Source organism: Natrononativus amylolyticus, from assembly GCF_024362525.1.
GTDB lineage: Archaea > Halobacteriota > Halobacteria > Halobacteriales > Natrialbaceae > Natrononativus > Natrononativus amylolyticus.
In genome coordinates, this window is sequence record NZ_CP101458.1 from 2834799 (window position 1) to 2851707 (window position 16909).

Genomic DNA, 16909 nt, shown 5'->3' on the forward strand with positions numbered 1-16909 from the left:
GTAGAGTATTGTCCAGCGAACCAGCGAGCGCGGACAGTACAGGTCACACAAGCGGCGGAGTGGCGGTCGATGTCACCGAGAGCGCGTCGAGACCTCACCGTTCCAGTTCGCCCGATCGAACACCGGCGAGAAACGCCCTCGAGGCCCGAAACAGGACGGCGAGCGCCGCGAGGGCGACGAGCGCACCGAGTGCGATCCGTGTCGGTTGCGATTCAGCGTGTGCGACCGTGATTCCAGCCCAGGCGGCGCCGACGAGCACGCCGGCCGCAGCCACCGCGAACACCAGATACCGCACGAGTGCGATCCGCGGTGACCCGCGCCCGAGCGCGTCGATCCCGCCCAACTGGAGTGCAGCGGCTTCGACGGCCAGTTGCAACCCGAGGACGAGCGAGACTGCGAGGACGAGGATCGAACCGGGGACGGTCGCCAGGGCCTCCAGACCGAGGGTTTCGGCCGCGGCGCCGAGAACCGCAGCGAGAACCGTCGCGACCGGAAAGCCGATCAGGATCACGGCACCGAGGTACGTCGCGGTGGCGGTCACCATGGATCGGCTCGAGACGGACACGTGCGACGGTTCGACCGGCAACCAAATATTCGTTCCGCGATGGGCGGCCCCTCGGCCGGACGTCGCCGGCGCTCCGGTTACGGCCGGACCGCAGACCGCCACGATCTCGACCGAGCCATCGTGAGGGATGACCGTGAACCGGAGTAAGCGAGCGAACCACTTCGGTACGTGCGAGAAGGAATGGCGAAGAAGCGGCGGTTCTTCCTCGAGCGGGCGAGCTGGCACGATGCCCGCTTTGGGAACGGAACGCCGGTCGAAATCAAGAGCACGATGCTCGAGCACTCGAACGGCCAGCCGGGAATTTCGAGGTGTACAAGGCGTATCACGACCGTCTCCGCCGGGCGAACGGCTGGTACTGTTTCGTCGTTTATCGACCACACGGCCGCTCCGGGTGTACGGTTCTGAAAGACCGGATGTGCAAGGCCTCGAGTCTCCCGCTGCTCCGTTGGCATGGGGGCGGCGACCACCGAGACACTGAGCAGGCGAAAATAGCGATTTCGACGTATTCTAGGCGGTTATGGTTCCTCGGTTCTCCGCGTCCAGCGCCTGATTGCCCAGTTCCGTATGAAAAACAGTACCACTGCCGCAACGAGTACAAACAGCATCGCAGCAATCCCGACCATCGTTGTCTGTGGTTTTCCTCCACTCCTAATAAAATCAGACAACCAGCTGCCAAGTCCACCAAGCTTATGATATTGTGTTATAACCTTCAGTAAATGAATTCCCGTCACATCGCAGGTATCGCGATCGGAGTGCTCGCACTGCTTTGCGTTGGTCTCGTTCTTTCGGTTGTATATCCCTTCTCAACGATGGAATCTCAATCAACAAATCCAGCAGAGGATCGGTTTTCCGGGATAGACTCGGATGAGTACAGTATTACTGCGAGCTACGACGGCGAGGGCGGAACTAACATCGAACTCAGGGATGTCAAATCCGCTGATGGTGAGCGATACCATCTGCTCGGAACGGATTCGAACACCTATGAAGAGTACCAGGAACACGAGGGTGCCCCGGTCTATCAGCGTTTCCTCTCCCCTGATCGAACGTACATTGACCACGTAGTCGACCGGGCGAACGACGATGAGAGTCTGCAAATCCTCGAGGAAAAACAGAGCGATGAGACAATTACCTTGATTTTGAAAGAGGAGAGGTCCGGCGTTTACGAGAATAGCGCCACATCGGAGTCGTCAGTATTCATCCGAAGCTTCTTTGTCGCAAGTTATGCTCAGGTTGAGCAGACGGACGAAACTAATACGTACAGACCAGAAAACGGTTGGTACGGCACGTATCGAATTACGAACTCATCCGGTGAAGTGCATGCTGAACCCGATACCAATGTGGTTAGATCCGCAAACGTCTCGTTTGACCTCACGCAATCTGCCGAGTCATATGCAGAGTACCTGGTAGCGACAGTTGTCTCAGATGAGACGGTAACGATCGAGATCATGTACGATGCGGAGACCGAAAATGTCGAAGTCGAAATCCCAGAATGGGCTGAAGAAGCACGTAGCGACCAATAGTCGTTGATTTGATCAGGGCAGCTGAAACGTCTCGTAGTTGTCTCACCCGCCCCACTGCATCAGCACTGACGGGAGCACTTCGGCCTCGAGCGCCAGATGCCCCCATGTCCTGCGGAGATCGTGTGGCCCAACGTACAGCCACCGGTCATCGGTATCGTCCTCAGCGAGTTCCGCAGCTGCACTCCCGACCCACCGTCGAACCGTCCGCGGTGTGCCCTCGAGGACGCGATCGTCGGGCTCGAGTCCCTGCGAGAGAACGCGAACCATTCCGGCGAGCGCCGTGGGCATGGGCGTCTGGCGTTCCTTCTCGCCCGGCATCCGCAGGAACCACTGGCCGGTTTCGTCGCCCTGGTAGACGTCTCGAGGGCGGACGTCGGTCGCTTCGCGAACGCGGCAGCCACAGCGAGCCACGAACGCCAGCGCGACCTGTTTCGTCGGTTCGTCGTCGTACACCGCCAGGAGTCGATCGCGTTCCGTTTCGGTCAGTCGAACTCGTCGACCGTCGGCGGTGTCGTCCGTCCCGAGTTGCACGTTCTGGTTTCGCCACAGACCGGACGTAAAAGGGTCCCGCACGAGCCGATCAGTGGGGATTCGGCGCCGAACGGTGCAGGTTTTGTCCGAGAACCATCGATTCTCAGACAGCAGCCCCTCCCATCTTGAACAGTCATGCCTCTTCGATTATCTCTGAACAGACCGGTATAGAACGTGTGAACTGACTAGAAGTCTAATTCACCCAGTTAATCAAAACTCGATCCCGAATGAAATGTTGGTGGGTATAAGAGGACAGCGAGTGTACACTGCACTCAAACATGAAAGACGTTCATGATAGGTTATACGCTGTCCTATCGAACGCACATCGGCGGCACCTGTTATTTACGTTACTGGAGAACAACCCCCATACAGAGGTACCGAGTGACCTCGACGCACCACCTGACGCTGCCCTCGCTGATGACATGAGCCGTATCAAATATCACCACATTCATCTACCCAAATTAGCCGACAATGGATTTATCGAGTGGAGTCCCGGTACGGACCGCGTCGAACGGGGGCCGCGATTCGACGAAATCAAACCTGCCTTGGAACTGCTGGCTGCACATCACGAGGAACTCCAAAACAGCGAAGTACTCAAAAAGTAATCCTCACTGTCTCACATATCGACGGTGGGAACAGTTCCCTGATCGTTTCAACTCCTGACGGTGCTGGTTAGTCCCCCTCGGATATCGTGGGGTCATCACCTGTCTCCAAGCCCGTCGCCATCAGCCGCCGGGCAATGACGACCAAGCCATTGGTGAAGCCCCTGCCGAACACTGCTCTCTCAGTTTCAGCCGCCTCCGAGGCAGCCTCGTGTACCGAACTGACCAGAATCGTGTTGCGGTCGATCAGGAGCAGCCGGCTGATCGTCGTGTTGTCTGTGCTATCAGTCGGCGTACTGCTCAGCCACTCCAGTTCGGAGACGAATACGTTAGCGTCGGGGAGCGCCTGCTGAACGGCATCATGGAGGCGTTCAGAGACGGCCCCGACGACGACCGTGATGCCCGTCTCCTGGGCCGCTTGGAGGTGCGTGAACAACTCCTCTGTGAGAACCTCTTCACGGCCCACGACGAACACGATCTCCTCTCCAGCCCCATCGATGAGTTGCTGGGTGCGAGTTGCGATCGCCATATGCCCCGTCAGCGCCCAGACCTCGTGTGACACTTCCTCGTCGTCGTCTGCTGGTGCTGGGTCAATCCCTTTGACTGCCTCGACGAGTGTCTCCATCCGTGATTCGTACTCTTGACGCAGTGTCTCGGCCCCCTCATCGATCGGGACGGCCCGAAACTGCTGGGGGTTCGAGTGCTGGATCTCCACGAGTCCTTTCGTTTCCAGCACACGAACCGCATCGTACACACGCGTTCGAGGAACCTCAGAGGTTTCGCTGATCTCTTTGGCCGTTCCCTTCGGCATCCGCGATAAGGCGACGAAGCACTTCGCCTCGTATTCTTTCAGGCCCAGTTGCTGCAGCAATTCGACCGCTCGTTGGTGATTAGATAATTCGTTCATGGGTCCCAACCATGGTACCAGCGTGATCGGTACTCTCTCCGGTGTTGTTTCGGCACGCACAAGAGCGTTCTTGTGAAGCCGATCGATCTCGACTGCGTTCCATACTGACTTCGAGTCGCTCAGTACCTATGAATCCTATTTGAATGCCAGCGATTAGTTTGCACTTACAGCAGAGATAGTGGTAACCAATCCTGGAAAGTCGAATTTATTGGTGTGGAAATCGGAAAATTGGTGGGTATGAGTGCGGATATAACACCTAGCTACTCACCGGTGGCGTCTGTGGTTCCCTCGTCCAACTCGGTAAACTGGAAGTGATTGAACGGTTGCATCTGTCGTCGTTTCATAAGTTCGGAGCTCTCGATTTCGAGCCCCAGCTCGTGGATCGCATCTGAAATACGGGAAATATCGGTCGTACCCGTTGCGACGATCTCGATGTGGACGTTTCGCCGTCCGGTCATCATTTCGCGGACATCAACCACGCCCTGGACGTTCATGACTTCGTTTGTTAACTCCCCCCGTCTGGTTGCCGGGGCGGTACAGACGAAGACCACGCGTAAGGGGAGATTCGCCGCCTCGTAATCGATTTCTGGGTGATACCCCCGGATGACGCCATCAGATTCGAGCTGGTCGATTCGATTGCGAACGGTGCTGGGTGAGACGCCGATCGTCTTACTGATCTCCTGCGCGGTCGTGTTGCGAGCTTCCCGTTGTAGCATGTATAGGATGCCTTTGTCGATTTCGTCCAGTTCTCGGCCCATAGCGCTCCTACGATGCCACGGCCTATGTATCCCGATGCCACCGGTTTAACGCAGAACAGCTAAGCAGTGCTAGTACCAGTGAATTAGTCACCCATATGATCACAGTAAGACTATACCGGACTACTTCGTACGCTCATGTGGCACGGAGTTCAATCGGGTCCCAACCATTGATTCTCCGTGCCACTGCTGTACAACCGCCTCAGTTTCTACACACTTCGAGACGATGGCCGACAGTGAGTCTACTGCATCGAAAAAAGACAACGATGGATCAGTGTTGAGTTCGCAACCAGACTTTGCAAACCGATCGTTCATTCTCGGCGGTGCCAGCTGCTCGGCGAGGCCGTCGACGGTGGCTCCTCCGTCGGTCGCGACCGTCTCCGTGACGTCCCACGCCGTCTCGCCCAGATCGTGCAGCGTCGTCAACAGCAGGTGGTCGGCTTTCGCCTCGAGGCGCGGCGTCGGGTCCTCGTAGAGTTCGACCGGTTCGTCTCGAGGGACCGCATCGACGGCCTCCCTCCTCGTCCTCGCTGTCTCTCTCGACGGGATCGGCACCGCAGTCGCTACAGCGGTAGACCTGCGAACTTCGCTCGCAACAGACCGGGCAGAACGTCACACTGACTCACCCCCAAACCCGGAGGAACTGGAAAGGATATACCAGAAAAGCTTGAAATATAATGCTAGTTTAATGTAGCTCCGGAATAGCTGTCCATGGACATTGACTAGAGGAAGATGTCCAAGCTGTCTTTCCGACCAGAGTGAAGTAGTAGACCGAACACTGGCTAATCCGGGTGTCCGGGTGGATTTTCGATGCAGCGCTTGCGACCACGAATGGGCGGTAACCTTCTGAGATCACCCTTTCGAGACACTACGGTTCACGCCGACTCACCCCCCGAGACGACCTCGAGCGCTCGGCAAACGTCGGCACCGCCGGCCTGCGTTGCAGGGTGGGCTATGGGCGTCCGACTCGGAACGTGATACAGCCGACTCGCGCGGCCGGACTCGAGCGGTTTCGACGTGTCGCGAGGCTCGAGAGCAACCCCTTCGCTTCGGGTCGAGTTCTCAGCTTCTGAAAAACCGCGCTCGGAAGCGACGTGCGGGTCATCGGTCCGTCCCGCCTCCGTCTGTGAGCATGGGCGCGGTTCGGTAGCTCCCGGTCCGCCGCAGTCGTCGCGGACAGTTCCGCCAGTTCCCGGTTTCCGAAACGCCGTCGGCCAGCCGAGTACATCGGCTGTTACAGACCGGACAGCGGAACTCCCGCGACGTCCTGGGCTGTGGGCGCGAGCGGATGCACCGCTCGAGTTCGTCGACGTCGATCTCCCCGAGCAGCTGCTCGAGAGTCGCGCAGACCACCTCCGACGGTCAGCCGGACGGCCAGATCCGGGAACGAAAACCGCCCGGCTGCGAAGGGGGGACGTTCACCTGCTGAACGAACTCCCGGATCACAGCGTCGGTTTCACATCTCGATTCTGCCGATTCCGTCGTCGCGGGCGCGACGGTGCGATCTACGGAAAGGTACGAAACCGGTTGTGTACGGGCACGATGGGATTCGAACCGAACCCAGGCGGTCGGCCTCACTTCGTTCGGCCGCTGCGACTGGTAGGCTTCGAATCCCACGCGTTACGCTGTTCGCTCCTCACCTTCGTTCGTCGCAGAATCACGGGCACGATGGGATTCGAACCACCGGAACTGCGCTCGCTTGCGCTCGCTCGTTCCGTCATTCGAACCCATCTCGTCCGATTGCGGTCGCTCACATCCGTGAGCGACACCCAATACGGGCACGATGGGATTCGAACCCACGACCGTCGGATTAGAAGTCCGACGCTCTATCCGGACTGAGCTACGTGCCCTCGAGTACTCACTCGTCGACCGATCGGCATAAGCGATTGGGATTTCCCGCCTCGAGACACAGTCCTTATGCACGCCTCGCGTGTACCCCGGTACAATGCACGTCATCGGAACCGTGGGGCTACCCGGCAGCGGAAAGGGCGAGGCCGCGACGGTCGCACGCGAGGAGGGCATTCCGGTGGTGACGATGGGCGACGTCGTTCGCCAGGAGACCGCCGACCGCGGCCTCGATCCGACGAAGGATCACGGCACCGTCGCCCAGGCGCTCCGCGAGGAGAACGGACCGGCGGCGATCGCCGAGCGCTCGCTGCCGATGATCGACGACCGCCTCGAGGATCACGACGCCGTCCTGGTCGACGGCATCCGTTCCGGCACCGAGGTCGACGTCTTCTGTGAGCGCTTCGGCGAGGCGTTCACGCTCGTCAGCATCGAGGCGCCGTTCGACGTTCGCGCCGAGCGCATCGACGACCGCGGGCGGGACGTCACGGCCGAGGACGGCGGCGAAGGACTCGAGGCCCGCGACGAGCGCGAGCGCGGGTTCGGGATGGACGACGCGATGGACCGCGCCGACGCCGTCGTCGAGAACACCGACAGCCTCGAGGCGTTCCACGACCGGATTCGAACTATCATCCGAAAGCGCAAGCAGGCACAGCGATGACGGACGTCTACCGCATCACCGCCGAGATCACCGCTCCGGTGTACGACACGGAGGTCACCGCCCGCGTGGCCGACGCCGTCGCGAACGTCTTTCCGAACGCCGACTTAGCGGAGGGCCACGGCGAGATCAGGGGAACGGTACACTCCCTCGAGCACTTCTCCGAACTCCTCCACCGCCAGGAGATCCTCGACACCGCCCGCGGCGAGTTCTTCGGCAACCGGGAGGGGGACACGTTCAGCTTCGCGCTGAAGAAACAGGCCGCCTTCGAGGGGCGGGTGAACTTCGCGGTCGGCGAGACCGACGAACTCGGAGAGATCGCGGTTCGAGTCCGCGTCGACGACCCGGACGTCCCGACCTACATCGACGCCGTCGCCCCCGAGACCGAGGACGGAAAACCGATCGGCGCCTGAGTCGCCGTTCGCTTCTCACACGCAGTCGTCGGCCGCCTCGAGCGCCGCCGCCCCCGCCTCCTCGTGGCGGGCGGCGCCGGTCGGATCGCGCTCGTCGAGCGCGCGGGCCGAGTCGGCGAACTCGAGGGCCGCCTCCTCGAGGTGTACGCTCTGACAGCGGGTCGTCTCCGCGTACGTCCCCACGCCACCCGGCGCGTCCAGCGCGTCGTCCGAGTGCGCCGTCGCCGCTTCGTAGTGGGCCGCCGCCTCGTCGAACGACGCCGCCGCCTCGTCGTATCGCTCCGCCTCGGTTTGCTCCTCGCCCCGCTCGAGACACCGGTGGCCGTCGACGGTCGCCGCGAGCGCCGCCCCGAGGTTCGAGAGCCCGACGACGACCTCGTCGAGCAGCCGAAGGCCCTCCTCGATCGGCTCGAGGTCGACGACGGCGAGTCCCTCGAGACGGTCGCGGTCGAGTTCCGGGAGCGTCTCGAGGGCGGGATCGAGCTCGTCCCGCGCGGTCGCGAACCGCGCGCGGAGGCCGGCGACGGTCGTTTCCGCCGCCTCGAGCCGGCGGGCGTCGATCTCCTCGGAGAGAGCGTCGATCGCGTCCGGGATCGCGTCGTCGGTGACGGCAGCGGTCGTCTCGACGACGCCGGCGAGGACGTCGGCGAACGATCGCAGCGCCGCGACGGCGGCGGCCGTCCCCTCGTCGGTCGCTTCCGCGTCCTCGAGGTGCGTCCGGGCGTCGGCGAGTCGGTCGCGCGGTTCGTCGAACTCGACGGAGACGTTTCCGGTGTCCTCGAGCTCCGTCGCTAGCGGTCGAAGCGCGAGTGCGGCCCGGTTCAGCTGTCCGACGGCGCGCCTGCGGTCGCGGTCGGCCTCGCGGTAGCTGCGGGTCATCTCGACGGTCGGCTCGCGCTGGGTGCCGACGCTCGAGGCGTCCCGGAGCCCGGAGAGATCGTCGAGACAGCCCGCGAGCGCACCGGTGCCGAGTACGGAGAGAGAAGCGAGGTACTGCCGGCGGTTCATGGGGGAGGATTCGTCTAGAGACGTATTACTGTGCTGGAAAATACACTATCTGAGAACGAGGAGGCCGCGGTGCGGAGCCGAAAGACGGCCGCGGGTTAGCCGAACGGACCGCCCATACCGCCACCGCCGCCGCCCTGTTGCATCTGCTGCATCATCCGCTGCATCTCCTTCTCCGAGCCCATGCCCTGGAACTGCTTGATGGTGCGCTCCATCATCTTGAACTGCTGGAGCAGTTCGCGCACTGACTCCTCGTCGGTGCCCGAACCGCGGGCGATGCGCTCGATCTGGCTGGCGCCGATGGCGCGGGGGTACTCCTTTTCGGCGTCGGTCATCGAGTCCATGATGACCTCGAAGGTGCGCATCCGGTCCTGGGTGACGTCCATCGCGTCGTCGGGCAGCTGGTCCTTGATCCCGCCGCCGAAACCGGGGATCATGTCGAGCACCTGATCCAGGGGACCCATGTTGTTCATCGCCTCCATCTGTTTTTGCATATCGTTGAGGGTGAAGTTGCCCTGGAGCATGTCCTCGGGGTCCCAGTCCTCCTCCTCGAGCTGGGTCTGCTCCATCGCGCGCTCGACGCGCTCGGCGAGCTGGCCGAGGTCGCCCATCCCCAGCAGCCGGGAGATGAAGCCGTTGGGCTCGAAGCGCTCGACGTCCTCGACCTCCTCGCCGGTGCCGAGGAAAGCGATCGAGGAGTCGGTCTGATCCACCGCAGTCAGGGCACCGCCACCCTTCGCCGTCCCGTCGAGTTTCGTGATGACGACGCCGTCGATCCCGACGGACTCGTTGAACTGCTGGGCCTGCTCCTTGGCGCCCTGGCCGATCGCCGCGTCGAGTACCAAAAGCGAGGTGTCGGGCTGGACAACACCTTCGATCTCCTCGATCTCGTCGATCAGGTCGTCCTCCAAGGCGTGTCGGCCGGCCGTGTCGACGATGTGGACTTCGGCCTCGCTCGTCGCCTCGAGCCCCTCGCGGGCGATCTGGACCGGATCCTCCGCGTCGGGGTCGCCGTAGAAGTCGACCTCGGCGCGTTCGCACATCTGCTTGGCCTGGTCGTAGGCGCCGGGGCGGAACGTGTCCGTCTGGATCACGGCGGGGCGCAGCCCCTTCGTCGAGAACCACCACGCCATCTTCGCCGCGGAGGTGGTCTTCCCGGACCCCTGGAGGCCCGCGAGCATGATCGTCTGGTCTTCGAGCGGGAGTTCGGTCGACTCGCCGATGAGGGCGACCAGCTCCTCGTAGACGATGCGGAGGACGAAATCGCGCGCCGGCGTCCCGGCGGGCGGCTCCTCCTCGAGGGCTCTCGTCTTGATGTTATCGGAGAGCTCCATGACGAGCGAGACGTCGACGTCGGCCGAGAGCAGCGAGCGCTGGATCTCTTTGACGACCTCCTCGACGTCTTCCTCAGAGATGCGTGACTTTCCGCGAAGTTTATCGAGAGTGCCTCGCAGAGAACTGCCGAGATCGTCGAGTACCATTTGCACGATGTACGGGCCGGCGGCGTTAAAGGCTTTTTCTCGGGCGGTCGTCCGCCCGCGGGACCGAGAGCGATCGTCAACGACCGGCTTCGAGTCCGCGCGGGTCGTCGATCCGCGGACGACGCGGCGCGAAGAAATTGTCAACGTATTTCACTCGAGGGCCGAAACGGGAACGCGATGAGCGGCGACCCCAAGGGCGAGGGCGTCTTCTGGCTCGAGATGCTGTGTCTCCTGTTGGTCCCCCCGGTGGTCATGGGACTCGCCATCGGGGCGCTGAGCGGCGTCGAGGACGGCGCCTGGGGAACGATCATCGGCGGAATCGTGGGCGTCAGCGCCGCGAAGCTCCGCATGGAGGTGCGGGCGATGCGTCGGGCGGACTGACGCGGTGAGGTGACAGTACTTATGGCCGTCATCGTCCCACTGGCGAGTATGCCAGACAAACTCGAAACCTACGGGCGGATCGTCGACGCCGGCGTCGTCGCCGTCATGCGCGGGATCGACCCCGACGACGCGGTTCCCGTCGCGGAGGCGCTGTACGAAGGGGGCGTCGAGGCCCTCGAGATCACCGTCGACGCCCCGCGTGCGACGGAGATGATCGCGGACGTCGACCGCGCGCTCGCCGACACCGACGCGGTCGTCGGCGCGGGGACGGTCCTCGACGAGGCGATGGCCGTCAACGTCATCGAGGCGGGCGCGGACTACCTGCTCGCGCCCCACTTCGATCGGGGAATGGTCGAGGCCTGCAACCGCTACGGGAAGGTCGCCATACCGGGCGTCGCGACGCCCACCGAGGCCGTTCGGGCCGCGGAGGCGGGCGCGGACATGCTGAAGGTGTTTCCCGCCTCGGATCTCGGGCCGGGCTACATCAGCGCGATCCAGGGGCCGCTGGGTCAGCTCCCCATCGTCGCCACCGGCGGCGTCAGCCCCGACAACGTCGCCGACTTCTTCGCGGCCGGCGCGGCCGCCGTCGGCGCGGGCTCCGCGATGATCGACTACGACGCCATCGACCGCGGCGACATGGCGGGGGTCCGTGAGCACGCCGCGACGTTCGCCGAGGCCGTCGACGAGGCGCGGTCCTGAACCCACCGGAAAACGCGACCAGCCCTTTTTCCAATCAGTTTCGTCGGGAAACGAACGAAAGCGACGTGCTTCGTCGGCCGCTACCCCGAGGTAAATACGTCGCGAGAACGGCCGATTATCCTCGAAATCCGAAACGCGGTTCGTGCCGCCACGGCGCGTTAGACCCCTGCATACGGCGTGTTCAACCGTCTCACGGAACGGTTATTAATTTCCGTGAAGACAACTTTTATAGTGCTTGGACAGACGTTTCAAATTCTGGCAAACAAACACCGCCGTCGGTTACTCACGGAGTTGTTACACTCGCGTGGCGACGGGAGCATCTGCGTTCCCGAAGAAGTCGTCGACGAGGAGCAGACGCTCGAGAACGCGGACGTGGCGCTCCGTCACCAACACCTGCCGCTCCTCGAGGAGGCGCAGTTCGTCCGCTGGAACACGGACACGCAGACGGTCGAGCGGGGGGCGAAGTTCGACGAGATCTGCCCGCTCCTCACGCTGCTCACGGCCAATTCGCAGACGCTCCCCGGCGAGTGGGTCTGAGCGCCGGGAAAGAGACACGGCGGTGAGGTAGAGCGGATCTCGACGGCCCAGCCCGATTTATACTACCGCCCGTGGTCGGTTCGCTGAACCCATGACCGATTTCGACATCATCGTTCTCGGCGGCGGCTCCGGCTCGCAGGTCGCCACCGCGGCCGCCGAAGAGGGGCTCGAGGCCGTCGTCGTCGAACCCGGGCCGCTCGGCGGCGCCTGCGTCACCCGGGGCTGTGTCCCCTCGAAGGCGCTGATCCACCGCGCCGACGTGCTCGAGGAGATCCGCGGCGCCGAACGGTTCGGCATCGACGCCGCGGTGAGGGGAATCGACTACGCCGCGATCACCGACGCCATCCACGACACCGTCTACGAGAAGGCCGACGCGCAGGCCGAGAGCCTCGAGGAGAACGAGCACGTCACGCTCTACCGGGGAGCGGGACGGTTCCTCGACGACGAGACGGTCCTCGTCGAGCGCGAGGACGACGAGGACGTGGAGATCCGTGGCAAGACGATCGTCGTCGCCGTCGGCTCGAGGCCCGTCGAGCCGCCGATCGACGGCCTCGAGGCGGTCGACTACTACACGAGCGACGACGTCCTGTATCTCGACGACCCGCCCGAGAGCCTGCTGGTCGTCGGCGGCGGGTACATCGGCGCGGAGATGGGATACTTCTTCGACGCGGTCGGCACCGCGGTCACGATGGTCGGCCGCAGCGACCGGCTGCTCCCTCGCGAGGACGAGGCTGCGAGCGAGGCGGTGACCGACGCGCTCGCCGAACGGTTCGACGTCCACGCCGGCCACGAGGTGACGGCGGTTTCCGAGCGAGACGGCGGGATCGCCGCCGTCGTGGAATCCGACGACGAGACGATCGAACTGACCGCCGATGCGCTGCTTCTCGCGACCGGGAGACGGCCGAATACCGACACCCTCGACCTCGAGAACGCCGGGATCGACACCGACGACGGCGGCGCCGTCGACGTCGACGAGTTCTGCAAGACCAGCGCCGACGGCGTCTGGGCGCTCGGCGACGTCATCGGCGCCCAGCCGTACAAACACGCCGCCGACTACGAGGCGCGCTGCGTGACGGTAAACGTCCTCGAGGACACCCAGCAGGCCGTCGACTACGACGCGGTGCCCCACGCGGTGTTCACGAGGCCGCGGGTCGCGAGCGTCGGCCGGACGGAAGAAGAACTGGCCGAGGAGGGCCTCGAGTACGAGGCGGCGACGGTGAGCTACGACGCGGCGCCGCTGGGGCTGCTCCTCGAGAGCGACGGCTTCGTGAAAGTGCTCGCCGAACCCGACGGCGGCGAAATCCTCGGCTGTCACGTCGTCGGACCCGAGGCGCCGACGCTGATCCAGGAGGTCGTCGTCGCGATGGAGCGGGCCGGCGGCCGGGTCGACGATGTCGTCGCCGCCGTTCACGTCCACCCGGCGCTCTCGGAGGTGATACTGGCGGCGTTCGACGAGCTCTCTACGCGACCGTACTCGACGGCCCCGGACTGGCGGGACGTCGGCGAGTGACGGGCGACGGGTCGATCGCTTGCGAGCGATGGGCGGGCGTTTTTCCCGCTCATTGTGGACGATGGGCAGGACGGACTTCAGTCCGAACACACCAGACAATGTCCGACGACGAGCCATCCACCGACGACGGAGTACCGCGAGAGAACTCGACTGCCGACCGGCCGGCGGCGACCGACGGCGGATCGGAGTCCGGAACCAGCGGCAACGAGGTCGACGAGAACAGCAAACGGGACCAGCTCGAGGAGGTGACCGAAAACCCCGAGGGCGAGGAGCTGACGACCGACCACGGCGTCAAGGTCACCGACACGGACAACTCCCTGAAGGCGGGCGAGCGCGGCCCGACGATCATGGAGGACTTCCACTTCCGGGAGAAGATGACCCAGTTCGACCACGAGTCGATCCCGGAACGGGTCGTCCACGCCCGCGGCACCGGCGCCCACGGCTACTTCCAGCCCTACGAGGATCCCGATCTCGGCGACGAATACGACGATCTCGAGGAGGTGACCAAGGCGAAGGTGCTGACCGATTCCGACCAGAAGACGCCCGTTTTCGTTCGGTTCTCGACGGTCGTCGGCTCGCGGGGCTCGTCCGACACCGTCCGGGACGTCCGCGGGTTCGCGACGAAGTTCTACACCGAGGAGGGCAACTGGGACCTCGTCGGGAACAATATGCCGCCCTTCTTCATCCAGGACGCGATGGACTTCCCGGACCTGGTTCACGCGATCAAGCCCGAGCCCGATAACGCGATTCCGCAGGCCTCGGCGGCCCACGACACGTTCTGGGACTTCGCCTCGCTGAAACCGGAGACCACGCACATGCTCATGTGGGTGCTCTCCGGACGAGCCCTCCCGCGAGCCTACCGCATGATGCAGGGCTTCGGCGTCCACACCTTCCGGCTGGTCAACGACGACGGCGAGTCGGTGTTCGTCAAGTTCCACTGGACGCCCAAGCTCGGGGTCAACCAGCTCGTCTGGGACGAGACCACGAAGCTCTGGGGGAAGAGTTCGGACTTCAACCGGAAGGGACTCTACGACGTCATCGAGGAGGGGTACGACCCCGAGTGGGAGCTCGGAATTCAGATCTTCGACGAGGAGCGGGCCGAGGAGTTCGACTTCGACGTGCTCGACCCGACGAAGATCGTTCCCGAGACCGAGGTTCCGGTGCGGCCGATCGGAAAGATGGTGCTCAACGAGACCCCCGACAACTTCTTCGCCGAGGTCGAACAGGTCGCGTTCCACCCCGGCAACGTCGTCCCCGGCATCGACTTCTCGAACGACCCGCTCCTCCAGGGCCGGCTGTTCTCCTACCAGGACACCCAGCTCAACCGCTTCGGGAGCGCCAACTGGGACGAGATTCCGATCAACCGCCCGATCGCCGAGCGCCACAACAACCAGCGCGCCGGCTTCATGCGCCAGGAGATCAACGAGGGGAAGGTATCCTACAAGCCGAACTCGATCGGCGACGACGACCCACAGGAGGTCCCCGAGGAGGAGGGCGGCTACGAACACTACGCCGAGAAGGTAGACGGAAAGAAGATCCGCAACCGCAGCGAGAGCTTCGAGGACCACTTCACGCAGGCGCGGCTGTTCTGGAATTCGATGAGCGAACCCGAAAAGCAGAACATCGTCGACGCCGCCCACTTCGAACTCGGCAAGGTCGGTCGCATGGAGATCCGCGAGCGGATGGTGTACGACCTGTTCAACAACGTCGACCACGAGTTCGCCAAACGCGTCGCCGAGGGGATCGGGGTCGAACCGCCCGAGGAACCCGGCGACCAGCTGCCGGATCACGACCGGGAGGATCCGTCGCTCAGCATGGAGAACCGGACGCCGGACACGATCGAAACCCGCAAGATCGCGGTGTTGCTCGACGACGGCTTCGACGACGACCACGTCTCGAAACTCCAGTCGGCGCTCGAGGATGAAGGCGCTCGAGTCAAGATCATCTCGAAGGTCCTCGGCGAGAAGTCGGGCGCCGACGGCGAGACGGTCGACCCCGACCAGCACCACGTCGCGGCGGCCTCGGTCGCCTTCGACGCGGTCGTCGTCCCCGGCGGGAGCGAGAGCGTCGACGCGATGGGCGGGCAGGGCACTCCGAAACACTTCGTCGCGGAGGCGTTCAAGCACTACAAGCCGGTCGCCGCCCTCGGCGAGGGCGTGGACCTGCTCGAGGCCGTCGAGCTACCGGGCGTCGACCTCTCCGACGGCGACTTGGTCTCGGATCAGGGCGTCGTGACGAGTCGGGACGGCGAGGACCTCGAGTCGTTCCTCGAGGCGTTCGTCGACGCGGTCGCCGCCCACCGCCACTGGGAGCGCGAGCCGGCGGAAGTGCCCGCGTAGCTCGCCGAGACACCTCGGTTTCCGACGTCGCTGACGGCTCGAAAACGGTCGGTACCGGCCCGAAGCCGCTAGCGGGACTCGAGTCCGACGCCCTCCGCCAGCAGCTCGTGCGAACGCAGCGCGCTCTCGTGGTCCGGCGTGACGTGCTGGATCATCACCTCGTCGACGCCGACGCGGTCGGCCAGTTGCTCGAGCAATCCCGCGAGGGTCTCCGGGCTGCCGGAGATCGCCCGCGGCCACTCGTCGGCGTCGAGTCGAACGGGCGTCGGCTCGGGAACGCCGCCGAGTTCGTCGATCGCCTCCTCGACGGAGGGTGTCGAGCCGACGATTCCCCGCTGGAGCCGCTGGAACGACGCCTCGGCGACCGCGCGCAGCCGCGCCGCCGCCTCGTCAGTTTCAGCGCAGACGGCGTTCACCGCGACGATTCCGTGGGGGTCGGCGGCCCCGCCCGCAGACGCCGAGGGGGAAAACGCCTCGCGATAGGTCTCGACGGAGTGGGCGGCGAACTGCGGCCGGATGAACGCCGCGAAGCAGTACCGCAGCCCGAGGTCGGCCGCGATCTCGGCGCTCGAGGGACTCGAGCCGAGCAGCCAGGGGACCGGCGGGGAGTCGCTCGAGCGCGGGATCTCGAGGTCGGCGTAGGCGTGACCCTCCGAAAACTCGTCGTAGAGGTGGCTGACGACCGCCTCCACCTTCTCTGCGTGGTCCTCGTCGGGGTTCTCGACGTATCGGTCGGTCTCGAGGGCGCTGTCGGATGCAGGCGAGCCGTTCGCCCGTCCCAACCCCGCGTCGATCCGGCCGGGGGCGAGGCCGTCGAGCGCCCCAAAGATTTCGGCGACCTTGAACGGGCTGTAGTGGTTGAGCAGGACGGCACCCGAACCGAGCCGGATCGAGTCCGTTTCGGCGGCGAGGTGGCCGAGCAGCACCTCGGGCGTCGTCCCGGCGAGTCGGCTCGCCATCCCGTGGTGTTCGGCCACCCAGAAGCGGGTGTAGCCGAGCCGCTCGGCCTGTCGTGCGGCCTCGACGGTGTTGGCGTACGCCTCCGTCGCGCTGGCGCCGTCGGGAACCGGCGAGAGGTCGACGACTGAGAGTTCCATGCTCGAGTTCGGCGACTGCGAGGGATAACGGTTAGGCCCCCGGCGATTCGTCCGGAGCTAACAG

15 protein-coding genes, 1 tRNA gene and 2 pseudogenes are annotated in these 16909 nt (G+C 64.0%); 9 read left to right on the forward strand and 9 right to left on the reverse strand.

Annotated features, from left to right (window positions below; translation table 11 throughout):
* Positions 1 to 94: 94 nt before the first annotated feature.
* Positions 95 to 565: a hypothetical protein gene (locus tag NMQ11_RS14725; protein ID WP_255169205.1), complete on the reverse strand. Its 471-nt coding sequence runs from the start codon at positions 563 to 565 to the stop codon at positions 95 to 97.
* Between the two features lie 133 nt (positions 566 to 698).
* Between NMQ11_RS14725 and NMQ11_RS14730 the strand changes: the two are divergent.
* Positions 699 to 1062 (forward strand): annotated as a pseudogene (locus NMQ11_RS14730) (PD-(D/E)XK family putative nuclease); the annotation flags it as partial.
* A gap of 219 nt (positions 1063 to 1281) precedes the next feature.
* Entirely contained in the window at positions 1282 to 2085 is an 804-nt protein-coding gene (locus tag NMQ11_RS14735; RefSeq protein ID WP_255169206.1) for a hypothetical protein, read from the forward strand.
* A gap of 42 nt (positions 2086 to 2127) precedes the next feature.
* On the opposite strand, the gene NMQ11_RS14740 is transcribed toward NMQ11_RS14735, so the two are convergent.
* From NMQ11_RS14740 to NMQ11_RS14760, 5 genes and pseudogenes are all read right to left on the reverse strand, one after another.
* Positions 2128 to 2616, reverse strand: a complete 489-nt coding sequence (locus NMQ11_RS14740) for a site-specific integrase (protein ID WP_255169207.1) — start codon at positions 2614 to 2616, stop codon at positions 2128 to 2130.
* A gap of 672 nt (positions 2617 to 3288) precedes the next feature.
* Positions 3289 to 4125 (reverse strand): TrmB family transcriptional regulator, encoded by an 837-nt coding sequence (locus NMQ11_RS14745; RefSeq protein ID WP_425607690.1) that lies wholly within the window; start codon positions 4123 to 4125, stop codon positions 3289 to 3291.
* A 260-nt stretch (positions 4126 to 4385) separates the two neighbouring features.
* Positions 4386 to 4883, reverse strand: coding sequence for an Lrp/AsnC family transcriptional regulator (locus tag NMQ11_RS14750; protein ID WP_255169209.1), 498 nt, complete (start codon positions 4881 to 4883; stop codon positions 4386 to 4388).
* A 324-nt stretch (positions 4884 to 5207) separates the two neighbouring features.
* Positions 5208 to 5387, reverse strand: a pseudogene (locus NMQ11_RS14755) (DUF7845 domain-containing protein); the annotation flags it as partial.
* Between the two features lie 1268 nt (positions 5388 to 6655).
* Positions 6656 to 6730 (reverse strand) — tRNA-Arg (locus tag NMQ11_RS14760).
* Positions 6731 to 6825: 95 nt separating this feature from the next.
* Between NMQ11_RS14760 and NMQ11_RS14765 the strand changes: the two genes are divergently transcribed.
* Positions 6826 to 7386: an AAA family ATPase gene (locus tag NMQ11_RS14765; protein WP_255169210.1), complete on the forward strand. Its 561-nt coding sequence runs from the start codon at positions 6826 to 6828 to the stop codon at positions 7384 to 7386.
* Complete coding sequence (locus tag NMQ11_RS14770; protein ID WP_255169211.1) at positions 7383 to 7796, forward strand: RNA-binding domain-containing protein; 414 nt, start codon at positions 7383 to 7385, stop codon at positions 7794 to 7796. Before NMQ11_RS14765 ends, NMQ11_RS14770 begins: the two co-directional genes overlap by 4 nt.
* Before the next feature lie 15 nt (positions 7797 to 7811).
* Here NMQ11_RS14770 and NMQ11_RS14775 read toward each other — a convergent pair whose 3' ends face one another.
* Both NMQ11_RS14775 and NMQ11_RS14780 read right to left on the reverse strand, forming a co-directional pair.
* Positions 7812 to 8804, reverse strand: a complete 993-nt coding sequence (locus NMQ11_RS14775) for a hypothetical protein (protein ID WP_255169212.1) — start codon at positions 8802 to 8804, stop codon at positions 7812 to 7814.
* 95 nt (positions 8805 to 8899) lie between these two features.
* Entirely contained in the window at positions 8900 to 10282 is a 1383-nt protein-coding gene (locus NMQ11_RS14780) for a signal recognition particle protein Srp54 (protein ID WP_255169213.1), read from the reverse strand.
* Between the two features lie 177 nt (positions 10283 to 10459).
* On the opposite strand from NMQ11_RS14780, the gene NMQ11_RS14785 reads away from it, so the two are divergent.
* The 5 genes from NMQ11_RS14785 to NMQ11_RS14805 all read left to right on the forward strand — a co-directional run bounded on the left by NMQ11_RS14785 (position 10460) and on the right by NMQ11_RS14805 (position 15748).
* Positions 10460 to 10663, forward strand: a complete 204-nt coding sequence (locus NMQ11_RS14785) for a hypothetical protein (RefSeq protein ID WP_255169214.1) — start codon at positions 10460 to 10462, stop codon at positions 10661 to 10663.
* A 48-nt stretch (positions 10664 to 10711) separates the two neighbouring features.
* Positions 10712 to 11362, forward strand: coding sequence for a bifunctional 4-hydroxy-2-oxoglutarate aldolase/2-dehydro-3-deoxy-phosphogluconate aldolase (locus tag NMQ11_RS14790; protein ID WP_255169215.1), 651 nt, complete (start codon positions 10712 to 10714; stop codon positions 11360 to 11362).
* A gap of 231 nt (positions 11363 to 11593) precedes the next feature.
* Positions 11594 to 11899 (forward strand): DUF7344 domain-containing protein, encoded by a 306-nt coding sequence (locus NMQ11_RS14795; protein WP_255169216.1) that lies wholly within the window; start codon positions 11594 to 11596, stop codon positions 11897 to 11899.
* 91 nt (positions 11900 to 11990) lie between these two features.
* Complete coding sequence (locus tag NMQ11_RS14800) at positions 11991 to 13409, forward strand: dihydrolipoyl dehydrogenase (RefSeq protein ID WP_255169217.1); 1419 nt, start codon at positions 11991 to 11993, stop codon at positions 13407 to 13409.
* Positions 13410 to 13507: 98 nt separating this feature from the next.
* Entirely contained in the window at positions 13508 to 15748 is a 2241-nt protein-coding gene (locus NMQ11_RS14805; RefSeq protein ID WP_255169218.1) for a catalase, read from the forward strand.
* A 68-nt stretch (positions 15749 to 15816) separates the two neighbouring features.
* Here NMQ11_RS14805 and NMQ11_RS14810 read toward each other — a convergent pair whose 3' ends face one another.
* Positions 15817 to 16845 (reverse strand): LLM class flavin-dependent oxidoreductase, encoded by a 1029-nt coding sequence (locus NMQ11_RS14810; protein WP_255169219.1) that lies wholly within the window; start codon positions 16843 to 16845, stop codon positions 15817 to 15819.
* Positions 16846 to 16909: the final 64 nt, after the last annotated feature.